This is a genomic window from Pseudomonas sp. 3MA1, from assembly GCF_029237275.1.
GTDB lineage: Bacteria > Pseudomonadota > Gammaproteobacteria > Pseudomonadales > Pseudomonadaceae > Aquipseudomonas > Aquipseudomonas fluorescens_AP.
Map to the genome: position 1 here is coordinate 149,520 of NZ_JAACFX010000007.1, position 15,574 is coordinate 165,093.

19 protein-coding genes are annotated in these 15,574 nt (G+C 62.0%); 11 read left to right on the forward strand and 8 right to left on the reverse strand.

Features of this window, described 5'->3' with window-relative positions; translation table 11 throughout:
• Window positions 1-98 precede the first annotated feature (98 nt).
• The 10 genes from GWQ44_RS19630 to GWQ44_RS19675 all read left to right on the forward strand — a co-directional run bounded on the left by GWQ44_RS19630 (window position 99) and on the right by GWQ44_RS19675 (window position 7,172).
• The gene (locus GWQ44_RS19630) at window positions 99-1,073 is read left to right on the forward strand and encodes a KpsF/GutQ family sugar-phosphate isomerase (protein WP_011059274.1); all 975 of its coding nucleotides are present in this window, start codon (window positions 99-101) and stop codon (window positions 1,071-1,073) included.
• Window positions 1,074-1,598, forward strand: a complete 525-nt coding sequence (locus GWQ44_RS19635; RefSeq protein ID WP_016966645.1) for an HAD family hydrolase — start codon at window positions 1,074-1,076, stop codon at window positions 1,596-1,598.
• A gap of 9 nt (window positions 1,599-1,607) precedes the next feature.
• Entirely contained in the window at window positions 1,608-2,180 is a 573-nt protein-coding gene (gene lptC, locus GWQ44_RS19640) for an LPS export ABC transporter periplasmic protein LptC (protein ID WP_016966644.1), read from the forward strand.
• Window positions 2,167-2,712, forward strand: coding sequence for a lipopolysaccharide transport periplasmic protein LptA (gene lptA, locus GWQ44_RS19645; RefSeq protein ID WP_011059271.1), 546 nt, complete (start codon window positions 2,167-2,169; stop codon window positions 2,710-2,712). Before lptC ends, lptA begins: the two co-directional genes overlap by 14 nt.
• Window positions 2,712-3,437 carry an LPS export ABC transporter ATP-binding protein gene (lptB, locus tag GWQ44_RS19650; RefSeq protein WP_011059270.1) on the forward strand — a complete coding sequence of 242 codons (726 nt, stop codon included), beginning with the start codon at window positions 2,712-2,714 and terminating at the stop codon, window positions 3,435-3,437. Before lptA ends, lptB begins: the two co-directional genes overlap by 1 nt.
• Before the next feature lie 182 nt (window positions 3,438-3,619).
• Complete coding sequence (locus GWQ44_RS19655) at window positions 3,620-5,113, forward strand: RNA polymerase factor sigma-54 (protein ID WP_275928093.1); 1,494 nt, start codon at window positions 3,620-3,622, stop codon at window positions 5,111-5,113.
• Between the two features lie 127 nt (window positions 5,114-5,240).
• A complete protein-coding gene (gene raiA, locus GWQ44_RS19660; protein ID WP_016966642.1) occupies window positions 5,241-5,546 on the forward strand; it encodes a ribosome-associated translation inhibitor RaiA in 306 nt (101 codons plus the stop codon).
• Window positions 5,547-5,558: 12 nt separating this feature from the next.
• Window positions 5,559-6,023: a PTS IIA-like nitrogen regulatory protein PtsN gene (gene ptsN / locus GWQ44_RS19665; protein WP_011059267.1), complete on the forward strand. Its 465-nt coding sequence runs from the start codon at window positions 5,559-5,561 to the stop codon at window positions 6,021-6,023.
• A 2-nt stretch (window positions 6,024-6,025) separates the two neighbouring features.
• Window positions 6,026-6,883 (forward strand): RNase adapter RapZ, encoded by an 858-nt coding sequence (rapZ, locus tag GWQ44_RS19670; RefSeq protein ID WP_016966640.1) that lies wholly within the window; start codon window positions 6,026-6,028, stop codon window positions 6,881-6,883.
• A gap of 16 nt (window positions 6,884-6,899) precedes the next feature.
• Window positions 6,900-7,172 (forward strand): HPr family phosphocarrier protein, encoded by a 273-nt coding sequence (locus tag GWQ44_RS19675; RefSeq protein ID WP_016966639.1) that lies wholly within the window; start codon window positions 6,900-6,902, stop codon window positions 7,170-7,172.
• Window positions 7,173-7,201: 29 nt separating this feature from the next.
• Here GWQ44_RS19675 and GWQ44_RS19680 read toward each other — a convergent pair whose 3' ends face one another.
• From GWQ44_RS19680 to pmbA, 6 genes are all read right to left on the reverse strand, one after another.
• Window positions 7,202-8,095 carry a ZIP family metal transporter gene (locus tag GWQ44_RS19680; RefSeq protein ID WP_275928094.1) on the reverse strand — a complete coding sequence of 298 codons (894 nt, stop codon included), beginning with the start codon at window positions 8,093-8,095 and terminating at the stop codon, window positions 7,202-7,204.
• Between the two features lie 34 nt (window positions 8,096-8,129).
• The gene (locus GWQ44_RS19685) at window positions 8,130-8,741 is read right to left on the reverse strand and encodes a superoxide dismutase (protein ID WP_103740923.1); all 612 of its coding nucleotides are present in this window, start codon (window positions 8,739-8,741) and stop codon (window positions 8,130-8,132) included.
• Between the two features lies 1 nt (window position 8,742).
• Window positions 8,743-9,192 (reverse strand): hypothetical protein, encoded by a 450-nt coding sequence (locus GWQ44_RS19690; RefSeq protein WP_103740922.1) that lies wholly within the window; start codon window positions 9,190-9,192, stop codon window positions 8,743-8,745.
• Between the two features lie 27 nt (window positions 9,193-9,219).
• Window positions 9,220-10,596 (reverse strand): class II fumarate hydratase, encoded by a 1,377-nt coding sequence (locus tag GWQ44_RS19695; protein ID WP_047301776.1) that lies wholly within the window; start codon window positions 10,594-10,596, stop codon window positions 9,220-9,222.
• Window positions 10,589-10,984, reverse strand: a complete 396-nt coding sequence (locus tag GWQ44_RS19700; RefSeq protein WP_016966631.1) for a hypothetical protein — start codon at window positions 10,982-10,984, stop codon at window positions 10,589-10,591. The genes GWQ44_RS19695 and GWQ44_RS19700 overlap by 8 nt, the downstream gene beginning before the upstream one ends.
• A gap of 237 nt (window positions 10,985-11,221) precedes the next feature.
• Complete coding sequence (gene pmbA, locus GWQ44_RS19705) at window positions 11,222-12,568, reverse strand: metalloprotease PmbA (RefSeq protein ID WP_275928095.1); 1,347 nt, start codon at window positions 12,566-12,568, stop codon at window positions 11,222-11,224.
• Window positions 12,569-12,676: 108 nt separating this feature from the next.
• Between pmbA and yjgA the strand changes: the two genes are divergently transcribed.
• Window positions 12,677-13,198 carry a ribosome biogenesis factor YjgA gene (gene yjgA / locus GWQ44_RS19710; RefSeq protein ID WP_016966626.1) on the forward strand — a complete coding sequence of 174 codons (522 nt, stop codon included), beginning with the start codon at window positions 12,677-12,679 and terminating at the stop codon, window positions 13,196-13,198.
• Window positions 13,199-13,247: 49 nt separating this feature from the next.
• Here the strand turns inward: yjgA and tldD are convergent, their stop codons facing one another.
• Together tldD and GWQ44_RS19720 are read right to left on the reverse strand one after the other, a co-directional pair.
• Window positions 13,248-14,690 (reverse strand): metalloprotease TldD, encoded by a 1,443-nt coding sequence (gene tldD, locus GWQ44_RS19715; protein WP_011059257.1) that lies wholly within the window; start codon window positions 14,688-14,690, stop codon window positions 13,248-13,250.
• Window positions 14,691-14,716: 26 nt separating this feature from the next.
• Window positions 14,717-15,556: a carbon-nitrogen hydrolase family protein gene (locus GWQ44_RS19720; protein WP_275928096.1), complete on the reverse strand. Its 840-nt coding sequence runs from the start codon at window positions 15,554-15,556 to the stop codon at window positions 14,717-14,719.
• Window positions 15,557-15,574 lie beyond the last annotated feature (18 nt).

Sequence of the window (15,574 nt, forward strand, 5' to 3'; positions counted from 1 at the left end):
CCTGATACCGGACGGACAAAGGCTGACGAACTTGCGTGAGGGATTTGTTCATTACCGCTATAATCGCCGCCTTTTCATCGGGCTATACGATTTCAGACATGAGCCAATCCAGCGACCTGATTCAATCAGCACAACGCACCATCCGCCTCGAACTTCAGGCCGTAGAAGGCTTGCTGCCCCATATCGACGCAGATTTCGTACGCGCTTGCGAGATGATTCTGGCCAGCAAAGGCCGCGTGGTCGTGGTGGGCATGGGCAAGTCCGGGCACGTCGGCAACAAGATCGCGGCGACTCTGGCGAGCACCGGAACCACGGCTTTCTTTGTCCATCCGGCCGAAGCCAGTCATGGCGACATGGGCATGATCACCCGCGACGACGTGATCCTGGCCCTCTCCAACTCCGGCTCCACCAACGAAATCGTCACCCTGCTGCCGCTGATCAAGCGCCTGGGCATCCAGCTGATCAGCCTCACCGGCAACCCCGAGTCGCCGCTGGCCAAGGCCGCCGACGTCAACCTGAATGTGCATGTCGAACACGAGGCCTGCCCGCTGAACCTGGCGCCGACCTCCTCGACCACTGCAGCCCTGGTCATGGGCGATGCCCTGGCCGTGGCCCTGCTGGAAGCTCGCGGGTTCACCGCCGAAGACTTCGCGTTCTCCCATCCCGGAGGCGCCCTGGGCCGCCGCCTGCTGCTCAAGGTCGAGAACGTGATGCACGAAGGCAGCGACCTGCCACAGGTGCAACGGGGCACCCTGCTCAAGGATGCGCTCATGGAAATGACCCGCAAGGGCCTGGGCATGACCGTGATCCTGGAAGCCGACGGTCGCCTGGCCGGGATCTTCACCGACGGCGACCTGCGCCGCACCCTGGATCGCGCCATCGATATCCACCACGCCACCATCGATTCGGTCATGACCCCTCATGGCAAGACCGCCCGTGCCGATATGCTGGCCGCCGAAGCCCTGAAGATCATGGAAGACCATAAAATCAGCGCCCTGGTGGTGGTGGACAAGGAAGACCGGCCGATCGGCGCCTTGAACATGCACGACCTGCTGCGCGCGGGAGTGATGTAAATGAGTGCCGACCTGCTGCAACGCGGTAAACACATCAAGCTGGCGGTCTTCGACGTCGACGGCGTCCTGACCGACGGTCGCCTGTACTTCCTTGAAGACGGCAGCGAGTTCAAGACCTTCAACACCCTCGACGGCCAAGGCATCAAGATGCTCATGGCCGCTGGGGTGCAGACCGCGATCATCAGCGGGCGCAAGACCCCGGTGGTGGAGCGTCGGGCCAAGAACCTGGGGATTCCCCACCTGTACCAGGGCCGCGAAGACAAGCTGGTGGTACTGGACGAACTTCTTGGCCAACTGGGCCTAAGCTATGAACAGGTCGCCTACCTGGGTGACGACCTGCCCGACCTGCCGGTGATCCGCCGTGTCGGCCTGGGCATGGCGGTGGCCAACGCCGCCGGCTTTGTCCGCGAACACGCCCACGGCATTACCCTCGCCCGTGGCGGCGAAGGCGCCGCACGGGAGTTCTGCGAGCTGATCCTGCGCGCCCAGGATCGCCTTGAAGCAGCCAATGCCGCTTATTTATAGAGCCCTCCCATGCTGAGTAAAAAGATTCGCACCATCCTGATCTTCGGGACCATCGCCCTGCTGTTCGCGGCGGTCGGCTACTGGAACATCAGCCCGGAACGCTTCCTCGACAAGCCTGTGGTGCAGGTCGACGAGAGCGCCATCGACTATTACGCGATCAACGCCCGCAGCGTGCAGTACCTGCCCGACGGCAAACTGCAGTACGAAATGACCTCGGACAAGGTCGAGCACATCAAGGCCAGCGAAGTGACGCTGCTGACCAAGCCCGACCTGCAGATGTACCGCGGCACCACTTATCCCTGGCACGTCCAGAGCGAGCGCGGCGAAGTCAATCCGGACGGCACCGAGGTCGAGCTGATCGATTCGGTCCGGGTTTCCCGCACCGATGAGCACAACCGCAACCTGCTGATCACCACCAGCCGCATGACAGTATTCCCGCAGAAGCAATATGCGCAGACCGAGCAAGCCGTTAGAATCGACGGCGCCGACGGCGTGACCACTGCCAAGGGAATGAAAGCGTATTTGAAAGACGGCAGGATGAACCTGCTATCGAACGTAAGAGGACAGTATGAGGCTCGTTAAAACCCTCCCTATTTTGCTCAGTCTGGGCGCAGCACTGGGAAGCGTGAGCGCCTGGGCTCTGCCGAACGATAGCCAACAGCCGATCCGTATTCAGGCCGACGACGCCCAGCTGGACGACAAGAACGGCGTGGCCACCTACAAGGGCGATGTGATCATCACCCAGGGCTCGATGAAGATCACCGGCAACACCGTGACCATCACCCGATCCAAGACTGGCGAAATCGATGTCGTGACTTCGGTGGGCAACCTCGCCTACTTCGAGCAGCTGCAGAAGCAGACCGACCCGAAACCGGTCCAGGCCTACGCCGTGACCATCCAGTACCATGCCCAGCAGAACCGCATCGTGCTGATCGACAAGGCCAAGGTGATCAACGACGGCAACACCACCGAAGGCGAGAAAATCGTCTACGACACCGTCAAGCAAGTGGCTAACGCCGGTCGCGCCAATGGCAGCTCGGTCACCGCGCCACGTCCGCGGATCGACATGGTCATCCAGCCGAAAAAGAAAACCGACGAGCAAAAGGCCCAGTAATGGCAACTCTGAAAGCTCAGCACCTGGCCAAGAGCTACAAGAGCCGCCAGGTCGTGCGTGATGTCAGCCTGTCCATCGACAGCGGTCAGATCGTCGGCCTGCTCGGCCCCAATGGCGCCGGCAAGACCACCTGCTTCTACATGATCGTCGGCCTGGTCCAGGCCGATCAGGGCCGCGTGCTGATCGACGATCTGGACGTCAGCCACCAACCGATGCACGGTCGCGCCCGCGCCGGTATCGGCTACCTGCCCCAGGAAGCCTCGATCTTTCGCAAGCTGTCGGTGGCCGACAACATCATGGCCATCCTCGAGACCCGCAAGGAGCTCGACAAGGCCGGCCGTCGCCAGGAGCTGGAAAGCCTGCTGCAGGAATTCCACATCAACCACATCCGCGACAACCTCGGCATGAGCCTGTCCGGTGGTGAGCGCCGCCGCGTGGAAATCGCCAGAGCGCTGGCTACCGCCCCCAAGTTCATCCTGCTGGACGAACCCTTCGCCGGTGTGGATCCGATCTCGGTCGGCGATATCAAGCAGATCATCCATCACCTGAAGGCCAAAGGCATCGGTGTGCTGATCACTGACCACAACGTCCGGGAAACCCTGGACATCTGTGAGACCGCCTATATCGTCAACGACGGGCAACTGATCGCCGAAGGCGACTCCGAGACTATTCTGGCCAATGAACTGGTCAAGGAAGTCTATCTGGGCCATGAGTTCCGCCTGTAACGGCTGAGGTGTCGGGCCAGACGCCAGAGCGCCGGAAACGATAAATCCCCACAAACTTTATTGTTACAGCGCTCTAGGCAAACACTTCAGTTTCAGGCATATAATTTGCTTATGTTTGGCGCTCCGGCGCCCTGTAGTGGATGGCGCATGTGCGCCGGCAAATAAGGTGTTAAGCCCCTGCCATGAAACCATCGCTAGTCCTGAGAATGGGCCAGCAGCTGACGATGACACCGCAGCTGCAACAGGCCATCCGCCTGCTCCAATTGTCGACCCTGGACCTGCAACAGGAAATCCAGGAAGCCCTGGAGTCCAACCCGATGCTCGAACGCCAGGAAGACGGCGACGACTTCGACAACAGTGACCCCCTGGCCGACAACACCGAGTCCAAACCCAATACCGAAATCCAGGAACCCTCCTATCAGGAAACCGCCCCCACGGTGGACAACCTCGAGGAAGGCGAGTGGAACGAACGCATCCCCAACGAACTGCCCGTGGACACCGCCTGGGAAGACGTCTACCAGACCAGCGCCAGCAGCCTGCCCTGCAGCGATGACGACGAGTGGGACTTCACCACTCGCACATCGGCCGGTGAAAGCCTGCAGAGCCACCTGCTCTGGCAACTGAACCTGGCCCCGATGTCGGACACCGATCGCCTGATCGCCGTGACCCTGATCGATTGCATCAACAATCAGGGCTACCTGGACGAAACCCTTGAGGAAATCCTCGAGGCCTTCGATCCGGAGCTGGACATCGAGCTGGACGAGATCGAAGCCGTCCTGCATCGCATCCAGCAATTCGAACCTGCCGGTATCGGTGCACGCAACCTGGGTGAATGCCTGCTCCTGCAACTGCGCCAACTGCCGGCGAAAACCCCTTGGCTGAGCGAGGCCCAGCGCCTGGTCAGCGATTACATCGACCTTCTGGGCAGTCGCGACTACAGCCAATTGATGCGCCGCATGAAGCTCAAGGAAGACGAACTGCGCCAGGTCATCGAACTGGTGCAAAGTCTCAATCCGCGCCCGGGCTCGCAGATCGAATCCAGCGAAGCCGAGTACGTGGTCCCGGACGTCATCGTGCGCAAGGACAACGAGCGCTGGCTGGTGGAGTTGAACCAGGAATCCGTGCCACGCCTGCGGGTCAACGCACAGTACGCCGGCTTTGTTCGCCGCGCCGACACCAGCGCCGACAACACCTTCATGCGCAATCAGTTGCAGGAAGCCCGCTGGTTCATCAAGAGCCTGCAGAGCCGCAACGAAACCCTGATGAAAGTCGCCACCCAGATCGTCGAGCACCAACGGGGCTTCCTAGAGTACGGCGACGAAGCCATGAAACCCCTGGTTCTGCATGACATTGCCGAAGCGGTAGGCATGCACGAATCAACGATTTCCCGGGTGACCACGCAAAAATTCATGCATACCCCTCGGGGCATATATGAACTGAAATACTTTTTCTCCAGCCACGTCAGCACCTCGGAAGGCGGCGAATGCTCGTCCACGGCAATCCGCGCGATCATCAAAAAACTGGTGGCCGCGGAAAATCAGAAAAAGCCGTTGAGTGACAGCAAGATCGCTGGTTTACTGGAGGCACAAGGCATTCAGGTAGCCCGTCGGACCGTCGCCAAGTACCGCGAATCCCTTGGGATCGCGCCTTCCAGCGAACGGAAGCGGTTGATGTAACCGCCGGGCCGGCCACAGCGTTTCAGAGCGTGCCTGCAAGCTGGCTGAGCCAGTGATTGCAGGCATGGTCTAGGTGGCAGGCACCTCAGCCTGCCGCGTTATGCACTGGCAACGAAGGAGAAGCTGTATGCAAGTCAACATCAGTGGACACCAACTCGAAGTGACTGAACCTCTGCGCGCTTACATCGGCGAAAAACTCGACCGGCTGGAGCGGCATTTCGACAAGATTACCAATGTGCAGGTCACCATGGCCGTCGAAAAACTGAAGCAGAAAATCGAAGCCACGCTGCACATCCACGGTGGGGAGGTCGTCGCCAATGCAGAACATGACGATATGTATGCCGCAATCGACCTGCTCACGGACAAGCTTGACCGCCAACTGAAAAAGCATAAGGAAAAGCAACTCCACCTTCTCCAAGGCACGGGTCGCTAACACTCCCCTCCCATGATCCGACTTGAAAGCATCCTGACCCCCGGCCGTTCCCTGGTGAACGTGCCGGGCGGCAGTAAAAAACGCGCCCTCGAACAAATTGCCAACCTGATCAGCCGTGAAGTGCCTGATCTGGAGATGCAGGACGTCTTCGAGAGCCTGATCGCCCGCGAGAAACTCGGCTCCACCGGTTTTGGCAACGGCATCGCTATTCCCCACTGCCGCCTCAAAGGCTGTGAGTCGCCCATCAGTGCACTGATGCACCTGGACGCCCCCATCGATTTCGACGCCATCGACGGCGCCCCGGTCGACCTGCTGTTTGTCCTGCTGGTCCCGGAAGCCGCCACCGATGCCCACCTGGAACTGCTGCGGCAGATCGCCAGCATGCTCGATCGCAAGGAAGTCCGTGATCGCCTGCGCAGTGCCACCAGCAACGAAGCCTTGTATCAGGTTGTCCTGGACGAGCAAAACGGTCAGTAATCATGCGCTTGATCATCGTCAGCGGCCGTTCCGGCTCAGGTAAAAGCACCGCCCTCGATGTCCTCGAGGATCACGGCTACTACTGCATCGACAACCTGCCCGCAGGCTTGCTGCCCGAGCTGGCCGAACGTGCATTGATTCACACTGAACTGGCACAACCGCTGGTGGCGGTGTCCATCGACGCCCGCAACCTGCCCAGCCATCTGTCACGCTTTCCCGAGCTGCTGGAAGAAGTGCGCAGCCGGCATATCCAGTGCGATGTGCTGTACCTGGATGCCGACGAGGAAACCCTGCTCAAGCGCTTCTCGGAAACTCGTCGTCGTCACCCGCTGAGCAGTGCCAATCGCTCGCTGGCCGAAGCCATCCACGATGAAACCCAACTGCTGGGCCCGATCGTCGATCTGGCCGACCTCAAGGTCAACACCACCAATCTGAACCTCTACCAACTGCGGGACACCATCAAGCTGCGCCTGTTGAACCAGCCGGAACCCGGCACCGCGTTCCTGGTGGAGTCCTTTGGTTTCAAGCGCGGCATGCCGGTGGACGCCGATCTGGTGTTTGACGTTCGCTGCCTGCCCAACCCGTATTGGAAGCCCGAACTGCGCGCCCAATCCGGACTGGACGCCCCGGTGGCGGAATACCTGGCCGCACAACCCGATGTCGAGGAGATGTTCCAGGACATCGAAAGCTATCTGCTCAAGTGGCTGCCGCGCTTCGCCGCCAGCAACCGCGCCTACGTAACCATTGCCATTGGCTGCACCGGCGGGCACCACCGCTCCGTGTACCTGACCGAGCGCCTGGGCAAGGTGTTGCAAAAAACCCTGAAGAACGTCCAGGTTCGCCACCGCGACCTTAGCTGAAAGGATCTACCCCGCGATGCCAGCTCTGGAAATCGAGATCATCAACAAACTGGGCTTGCACGCCCGTGCCTCGGCCAAGTTCGTCGGCGTGGCCGGCCAGTTCCCCTGCCAGATCCGCGCCGGCAGGACCCCGGACTCCATGGTCGACGGCAAAAGCATCATGGCCATGATGATGCTCGCCGCCGGCAAGGGCACCAAGATCCACCTCAAGACCGAAGGCGAGCAGGAACAGGAAGCACTGGATGCACTGGTTGCCCTGATCAACAACTACTTCGACGAAGGCGAGTAAGCACGAGCGAGCCCCTCGCCACACGGCAATCAGGCGAGCGCCGTGTCCATCACCATCATCAGGCAAAAACCGATACACAGCCCGAGGCTGGCAAGCTTGTCATGGCCATTGCGACGCGACTCGGGAATCACTTCATGAGTGACCACCAACAACATCGCCCCCGCCGCCAGGGCCAGCCCCAAGGGCAGCAGCACCTGCGCCAGGCTCACCAGCCAGGCACAAAGCAAGGCAAAGACCGGCTCCACCAGGCCTGAAGCGGCGCCGATCAGGAACGCCTTGACCCGCGACATTCCCGCCCCCGCCAACACCAGGGCAATCACCAGTCCTTCCGGTACATCCTGCAGGGCAATGCCCATGGCCAGGCTGTCCGCGTCCGGCATGCCACCTCCGGCCGACACCCCCACCGCCATCCCTTCAGGAATGTTGTGGGCAATGATCGCGAAGACGAACAGCCAGATACGCGGGGCAATCACCGGATGCTCCGACGTACCCACCAGCAGCTCCGGGCTGCCCCCGGAAATCTTGCGATCCACCAAAAACAGAACACAGGCCCCCAGCATGATGCCGGCGCAGATCAGGCCGCTGGAGCCCCAGGCAGACAAGCCCAGGTCCTGGGCCGCGGCAATGCCGGGGACAATCAGTGAAAACGCCGTCGCCGCCAACATCACTCCGGCCCCAAAACCCAGCAGGGTGTCGCTCACGGCCACCGGCATTTGCCGGATCACCAGCACCGGGACCGCCCCCAATGCCGTGCCCAGCGCGCAAATGGAACCGCCCTGCAAGGCACGCAGCAAGCGCGGCTCCACGTTCAACCAGCTCAACCCTTGCGCCACCAGCAAAGCCGTACCCGCCAACAGCAGCAGCGAACCGAAGGCATAGCGAAACATTCGCCCGCTACTGATCGCCAGTGTTTCCGTGCCCATAATCGGCCTTAGATCTTGTTTGCAGGAGAAGGGATCAAGCCATCGCCGCCCGGTAGCGCTGAGCCACTTCCGGCCAGTTGATCACGTTGTAGAAGGCGTTGATGTATTCCGGCCGCCGGTTCTGATAACGCAGGTAATAGGCATGCTCCCACACGTCCAGACCAAGAATGGGCGTATTGCCGTTCATCAGCGGGCTGTCCTGATTGGCGCTGCTTTCCACCACCAGTCTTTTCTCCGGGGTCACGCTGAGCCAGGCCCAGCCGCTGCCGAAACGGCTCAGCGCGGCCTTGGTGAAGGCCTCCTTGAAGCGTTCGAAACCGCCCAGTTGCTGCTCGATGGCCTGCCCCAGGGCACCGTCGGGCCTGCCGCCGCCTGCCGGGGTCATGACGGCCCAGAACAGGGAATGGTTGGCATGACCGCCGCCCTGGTTGATCACGGCGGCACGAAGCTGCTCAGGCAGTTGCTGGACGCTGGCCACCAGTTTCTCGATCTCCCAACCGGCCCATTCGGTGCCCTCCACTGCGGCATTGAGGTTGTTGATGTAGGTCTGGTGGTGCTTGCTGTAGTGAATCTCCATGGTCTGCGCATCGATGTGCGGCTCCAGGGCGTCGTAGGCGTAAGGCAGTGCAGGCAAGGTAAAGGACATATCAATGAACTCCGAAAAGGGCGCCGTTGGCGCGCGGGCTATCGCTCGACAGCCCCGTGACGTTGCCGCCCAGCAAGCGATGAGTGCGGGGGTATTCACCGTGCTCGCCGATGAAATTCAGCAGCTCGACGTAGGTCTTGCTGCTCTGGCGCCAGGCCGCCTCGCGCAAGGCCGGGGCCAGGCGACCGTCCTGCATGGTCTGCAGCAGGCGCTGATGGATCGCGCAGAGGTATTCCGCGCTCTCCTCCGGCTGGTTCAGGTGTAGATGCAGGTCCGCCAGGTTGTGATGGGAAATCACGCAGGCCGCCACCGCTTCGTCGGCATCCGCCCAGCGCTCGAACAACACCTGGGCCAGCGCCAGCGCCTGCAGGTAGAACTCGCGAGCATCCACCAGTTCGCCCTGCATAAAGAGACGATTGGCCCTTTCGATCGTGCGTTTCCAGTGCTCCATGGTGCGCCTCCAAAACGGTGTCGAGGGTTACACGCCGCCGGCGGTGAGTTTTTCCGGATCCAGCAGAATTTCCAGCTGGCTACGCGGCAGATCGGTGAGTTCCAACGCCACATCAATCACCGGTCGTCCCTGCCGGTAGGCGGTCTTGGCAATTTCCGCGGCCTTCTGGTAACCGATGATCGGGTTCAGGGCGGTGACCAGGATCGGGTTGCGCGACAGCGCTTCCTTGAGCTTGGCTTCGTTGACCTTGAAGCTGGCAATGGCCTTGTCAGCCAGCAAGCGGCTGGAGTTGGCCAGCAGCTCGATACTGCCCAGCAGGTTCTGGGCGATGATCGGCAGCATCACGTTGAGCTCGAAGTTGCCCGACTGGCCGGCCACGGTGATGGTGCTGTCGTTGCCAATGACTTGGGCAGCAACCATCGCCACCGCCTCCGGAATCACCGGATTGACCTTGCCCGGCATGATCGACGAGCCCGGCTGCAACCCTTGCAGCTCGATCTCGCCCAAGCCCGCCAGCGGGCCGGAGTTCATCCAGCGCAGGTCGTTGGCGATCTTCATCAACGACACCGCGGTGGCCTTGAGTTGGCCGGATACCGTCACCGCGGTGTCCTGGGATCCGATCAGGGCGAACAGGTTCTTGCCCGGGGTGAACTGCACCTGGGTCAGGTGGCTCAACTGCTGGCAAAAGCGTGCGGCGAACTCGGGGTGGGCGTTGATCCCGGTGCCCACTGCGGTACCGCCCTGGGCCAGGGCCTGCAGGCTCGGCAGCAGGTCCTGCAAGTGAGCGATGTTGGCCTTGAGCTGTTGTGCCCAGCCGTCCAGTACCTGGCTCATGCGTACCGGCATGGCATCCATCAGGTGGGTACGCCCGGTCTTGATGAAGGGATGCACCTCTACCGCCTTGCGTTCGATGACCTCCACCAGATGCACCAGTGCCGGCAACAAGCGCTCGTGCAGGGTCAGGGCGGCGCTGACATGAATGGTGGTGGGAATGATGTCGTTGCTGCTCTGGCCACAGTTGACGTGGTCGTTGGGATTGACCGGCTCGCCCAACAAGCGACTGGCCAGGGTCGCCAGCACTTCGTTGGCGTTCATGTTGGAACTGGTGCCGGAACCGGTCTGGAAGATATCCACCGGGAAGTGCTGCATGAAATCGCCTTCAAGAAGGCCCTGAGCAGCATCGACAATGGCCTTGCCCTGGGCGGCGCTGATCTGCTGCAGCTCGACGTTGGCCCTGGCCGCGGCGGCCTTGGCCAGGATCAGCGCACGGATAAAGGCCGCCGGCATGCGCTGGCCGCTGATGGGAAAGTTATCCACCGCGCGCTGGGTCTGCGCGCCGTACAGCGCCTGCTCCGGGACCTGCAGTTCGCCCATGCTGTCGCGTTCGATACGGAAGTTACTCATCGGGAAATCCTTGCACCAGTTCAATCAGAGGAATGGAAGGCAGCAGCGATACGGTCGCCAACCGCCAGGCATGGCTTTGCCAGCGCTTGAGCCGACACTTGCACAACGACAACCGCTCCATGTCGCGCAATGGGCGCCAGGCCTGATCCAGGCACAGGCTGCGCCAGTGCCAGGGCAACGCGGTATCGGTGGCGGTATCGAGCAATAAACGGAAGGAAGTTTCAGCGACGGTCCAGGCCGACATGGACGTGCAGCACGCCAGATAGCGCCCTTCGGCCAGGTAGTGCTCAATCAGACGCGGTTCATCCGGCTCCAGTGCGCAACGGATCTGGCGACTCATCCAGCGCCAGCTTTCGAGGTAGGGCTGCTCGTGCAAGGCAGAACTCATGACCTGGGCTCATTGAATAATGATTTTCATTATTAAATGATATTGAGAATCAAATCAATCTGACTTGTACGATTTTTGCCCAGCTCTAGCAGGAGCCGGCTTGCCGGCGAATGAGCCCTTGAGCCTTATGCCGGGCGTCCGGACGCCTTCGCTGGCCAGCCAGCTCCTACAAAGCGCCAGGCATAAAAAAACGCGCCACCCGGGGAGGTAGCGCGTTGGGGTGACTCAGGACGGCGATCAGCTGCCAGCGACGGTCATGCGTTCGATCAGCACCGAGCCGGTGCGGATGTTGCTGCGCAGTTCCAGGTCATTACCCACGGCCACGATCTGCTTGAACATGTCGCGCAAATTACCGGCAATGGTCACTTCCTGCACCGGGAACTGGATCTCGCCGTTCTCGACCCAGAAGCCTGCCGCACCACGGGAGTAGTCACCAGTGACCATGTTCAGGCCATGGCCCATCAACTCGGTCACCAGCAGGCCGCGTCCCATGCGCCGCAACAGCGCGGCCTGATCCTCATCACCATGGGTGACGAACAGGTTGTGCACGCCACCGGCGTTGGCGGTGCTCGGCATGCCCAGCTTGCGCCCGGAATAGGTGCCCAGCACATAGGACACCAACTCGCCGTCCTTGACGAAAGGCTTGGCATAGGTGGCCAGGCCGTCACCATCGAACGCCGAACTGCCCATGGCGCGCATCAGGTGCGGCCGCTCGTCGATGGTCAGCCATTGGGGAAACAACTGCTGGCCCAAGGCACCTTCAAGGAAGGATGACTTGCGGTACAGATTGCCGCCGGAAATCGCGCCGAGAAAACTGCCGAACAGGCCACAAGCCAGCTCCGCGGAAAACAGCACCGGCACTTCGCAGGTCGGCACCGGACGGGCACCCAGCCGACTGGCCGCACGCTGGGCGGCACGCTGACCAATGCTCGCCGGATCCGCCAGCAACTGGCCCTGGCGATTGACGTCGTACCAGTAGTCACGCTGCATCTGGCCATTGGCCTCGGCAATCATCACGCAACTCAGGCTGTGGCGGGTGGACGCGTAACCGCCGATGAAACCGTGGCTGTTGCCATACACCCGGCAGCCCTGGTGGGTACTCAGGGTAGTGCCGTCGGCATTCTTGATTCGGCTGTCGGCGGCAAAGGCTGCCGCTTCACAGGCCAGGGCCTGCTCGATGGCTTGCTCGGGGGTGATGTCCCAGGCATGGAACAGATCGAAATCCTGCAGGTCCTTGGCCATCAGGGAGGCATCGGCCAGGCCCGAGGCTTCATCTTCTGAAGTGTGCTTGGCAATCGCCAGGGCCGCGGCCACGGTTTCACGAATGGCCTCCGGACCGCTGGCAGAAGTGCTGGCCGAACCTTTGCGCTGGCCCACATAAAGGGTGATGCCAAAGCCCTGGTCGCGGTTGAACTCGACGGTTTCCACTTCCCGCTGGCGCACCGAGGTCGACAGCCCCTGCTCCAGGGACACCGCTACTTCGCAGGCACTGGCCCCCTGGCGCTTGGCCTCGGCGACGATCTGCTCGACTTGCTCCTGCAGGGCCGGCAAAGCCTGTGGGCCGACGCTTTGTGCTGCACTCATGCTGTTCTCCACTCAAATTCTGCTTTCGATTAAGGCCGGCGAGCGACCGAGCCGGACAAGCGGCCCTCGACTGGTTATCATGGCGGCGTTTCTTTGCGGACTGCCACCATGGTTGATTCTTACGACGACTCCCTCGATGGGGAGAAAAGCAAATCCCAGGTCAAACGCGAGCTGCATGCTCTGGTTGATCTCGGCGAGCGCCTTACCACCCTCAAGCCCGACCTGCTGAACAAACTGCCTCTGACCGACGCCTTGCGCCGGGCCCTGGCGGATGCGCCCAAGCACGTCGCCCATATCGCCCGCAAACGCCACCTGCAATTCATCGGCAAGCTGATGCGGGACCAGGACACCGACGCGATTCTGCAACTGCTTGATCAACTCGATGCCTCCACCCGGCAGTACAACGAACGCTTCCATAACCTGGAGCGTTGGCGTGACCGCCTGATCGGCGGCGGCGATGACGTGCTGGAAAAGTTCGTCAACGAGTACCCGGATGCCGATCGCCAACAGCTGCGCTCCCTGATCCGTCAGGCCCAGCATGAGGTGGCTCATAACAAGGCGCCGGCCTCCAGCCGTAAAATCTTCAAGTACATCCGCGAACTGGACGAGACTCAACGCGGCCTGCGCTGAGCCTTCCACGGGGTGAGCTGCCCGGCAGCTCACCCGACGCCCTCCTTCCTTATGCCCCAGTGCCACCCACGGTGATCGCATCGATCTTCAGGGTCGGCTGGCCGACGCCCACCGGCACCGATTGCCCATCCTTGCCACAGGTGCCAACGCCGCTGTCCAGGGACAGGTCATTGCCGACCATCGACACCCGGCTCATGGCCTCTGGGCCGTTGCCAATCAGGGTCGCGCCCTTGACCGGTGCGGTGATCTTGCCGTCTTCGATCAGGTAGGCCTCGCTGGTGGAGAACACGAACTTGCCGCTGGTGATATCCACCTGGCCACCGCCGAGGTTGGCGCAGTAGATGCCCTTCTTCACAGAGGCGATGATTTCCGCCGGGTCGCTTTCACCACCGAGCATGTAGGTGTTGGTCATGCGCGGCATCGGCAGGTGCGCATAGGACTCACGACGACCATTGCCGGTGCGGGCCACGCCCATCAGGCGGGCATTGAGCTTGTCCTGCATATAGCCCTTGAGCACGCCGTTCTCGATCAGTGTGGTGCACTCGGTCGGGGTGCCTTCATCGTCCACGCTCAGAGAACCACGACGCCCAGCCAGGGTGCCGTCGTCGACGATGGTGCAAAGCTTGGAAGCCACCATCTCCCCCATGCGTCCGCTGTAGGCCGAGCTGCCCTTGCGGTTGAAGTCGCCTTCCAGGCCGTGGCCCACGGCTTCGTGCAGCAGCACCCCGGACCAGCCGGAACCCAGCACCACAGGCAAGGTGCCCGCCGGTGCCGGAATCGCTTCCAGGTTGACCAACGCCTGGCGCAGCGCTTCACGGGCATAGCCCATGGCCCGGTCCTCGCTGAGGAAATACCGATAGTCGGTGCGCCCGCCACCGCCGTGGCCACCGCGCTCGCGGCGCCCGTTCTGCTCGACGATGACGCTGACATTGAAGCGCACCAGCGGCCGCACATCGGCGGCCAGGCCACCGTCGGTGGAGGCCACCAGGATTCGCTCCCAGACCCCGGCCATGCTCACGCTGACCTGCTGGATACGCGGGTCCAGGGCGCGGGTTGCGGCGTCAACACGCTTGAGCAGCTCGACCTTCTCGGCGCGGCTGATGACTTCCAGGGGGTTGTCCGGCGCATACAACTGCGCCACGTCCTGAGTCGAGAACGCCTGCACCGTGCCGTTCTGCCCGGCCCGGGAGATCGAACGCGCCGCTCGGGCGGCAAGGCCCAGGGCTTCCAGGGTGATGGCGTTGCTGTAGGCAAAGCCGGTCTTCTCACCGGATTGCGCGCGCACCCCGACCCCTTGGTCGAGGTTGAAACTGCCTTCCTTGACGATCCCGTCCTCCAGGGACCAGGACTCGGAAATCTGCCCCTGGAAATACAGGTCGGCGGCATCGATGCCCGGGCCGGCCAGGTCCCCCAGCACGCCCTGCAGGCTTTCGATGGTCACGCCGCCAGGGGCTAGAAGATGTTCACTGACTGAGGACAACAACCCGCTCATATGCTTTGGCCTTAAATTCGTCGTACTTATGCAAGCCGTTGAACGCCTTGCGAGAAAATGCGCCGGTGACTGAACACCGGCATCCGCGCCCGGATGGACGCCTGTTCACTGCTGTCGCGCTCGGCCAGCAGCACACCCTCACCTTGATCCTGCTGCGCCAGCACTCGCCCCCAAGGGTCGACGATCGCGGCGTGGCCGTAGGTTTCCCGCGGGCCCGGGTGCACGCCACCCTGGGCCGCCGCCAGCACATAGCACTGAGTCTCGATGGCCCGGGCCCGGATCAGCACCTCCCAGTGCGCGGCACCGGTCACCGCGGTAAACGCCGAGGGCGCGGTAATCAATTCAGCGCCGGCGGCGCGCAACTCGCTGTACAGCTCGGGAAAGCGCAAGTCATAACAGACCGTCAGCCCCAGGCGACCCACCGGCGTATCCGCCACCACCACGCGGTTTCCATGAGCATAGTCATCGGATTCGCGATAGCGGCCGCGATTGTCGGCCACGTCGACGTCGAACAGATGCAACTTGTCGTAGCGCGCCACGTACTGTCCCTGGTCATCCACCAGCAACGAACAGGCGTTGGACTTGGCATCGGGCTCATGCTCGGGTGGCAGCGGCAGGGTGCCGGCGACAATCCATAACCTGAGGTCGCGGGCGGTCTGTTTCAACCACGGCAGGATCGGTCCCTCGCCCAAAGCCTCGGCGCGACCGATGGCGGCCATGTCGCGCCGGCCCATGGCGGCGAAGTTTTCCGGCAGCACCGCCAGCCTGGCGCCACCCTCGGCGGCGCGCTCGAGCAGGCTGCGGGCCTGCTGCAGATTGGCCAGAACGTCGCTCTGGCTGACCATTTGAATCACCGCAAGAGACATGGCGTACTCCGTGTTGGG

Coding starts and splice junctions, on each gene's coding strand:
- pmbA (WP_275928095.1), bottom strand. CDS start 12,568: ATGAGTGCAGCACAAAGCGTCGGCCCACAGGCTTTGCCGGCCCTGCAG.
- GWQ44_RS19700 (WP_016966631.1), bottom strand. CDS start 10,984: ATGAGTTCTGCCTTGCACGAGCAGCCCTACCTCGAAAGCTGGCGCTGG.
- GWQ44_RS19680 (WP_275928094.1), bottom strand. CDS start 8,095: ATGGGCACGGAAACACTGGCGATCAGTAGCGGGCGAATGTTTCGCTAT.
- lptB (WP_011059270.1), top strand. CDS start 2,712: ATGGCAACTCTGAAAGCTCAGCACCTGGCCAAGAGCTACAAGAGCCGC.
- lptA (WP_011059271.1), top strand. CDS start 2,167: ATGAGGCTCGTTAAAACCCTCCCTATTTTGCTCAGTCTGGGCGCAGCA.
- GWQ44_RS19675 (WP_016966639.1), top strand. CDS start 6,900: ATGCCAGCTCTGGAAATCGAGATCATCAACAAACTGGGCTTGCACGCC.
- lptC (WP_016966644.1), top strand. CDS start 1,608: ATGCTGAGTAAAAAGATTCGCACCATCCTGATCTTCGGGACCATCGCC.
- raiA (WP_016966642.1), top strand. CDS start 5,241: ATGCAAGTCAACATCAGTGGACACCAACTCGAAGTGACTGAACCTCTG.
- ptsN (WP_011059267.1), top strand. CDS start 5,559: ATGATCCGACTTGAAAGCATCCTGACCCCCGGCCGTTCCCTGGTGAAC.
- GWQ44_RS19630 (WP_011059274.1), top strand. CDS start 99: ATGAGCCAATCCAGCGACCTGATTCAATCAGCACAACGCACCATCCGC.
- GWQ44_RS19695 (WP_047301776.1), bottom strand. CDS start 10,596: ATGAGTAACTTCCGTATCGAACGCGACAGCATGGGCGAACTGCAGGTC.
- GWQ44_RS19635 (WP_016966645.1), top strand. CDS start 1,074: ATGAGTGCCGACCTGCTGCAACGCGGTAAACACATCAAGCTGGCGGTC.
- rapZ (WP_016966640.1), top strand. CDS start 6,026: ATGCGCTTGATCATCGTCAGCGGCCGTTCCGGCTCAGGTAAAAGCACC.
- GWQ44_RS19720 (WP_275928096.1), bottom strand. CDS start 15,556: ATGTCTCTTGCGGTGATTCAAATGGTCAGCCAGAGCGACGTTCTGGCC.
- GWQ44_RS19690 (WP_103740922.1), bottom strand. CDS start 9,192: ATGGAGCACTGGAAACGCACGATCGAAAGGGCCAATCGTCTCTTTATG.
- yjgA (WP_016966626.1), top strand. CDS start 12,677: ATGGTTGATTCTTACGACGACTCCCTCGATGGGGAGAAAAGCAAATCC.
- GWQ44_RS19685 (WP_103740923.1), bottom strand. CDS start 8,741: ATGTCCTTTACCTTGCCTGCACTGCCTTACGCCTACGACGCCCTGGAG.
- GWQ44_RS19655 (WP_275928093.1), top strand. CDS start 3,620: ATGAAACCATCGCTAGTCCTGAGAATGGGCCAGCAGCTGACGATGACA.
- tldD (WP_011059257.1), bottom strand. CDS start 14,690: ATGAGCGGGTTGTTGTCCTCAGTCAGTGAACATCTTCTAGCCCCTGGC.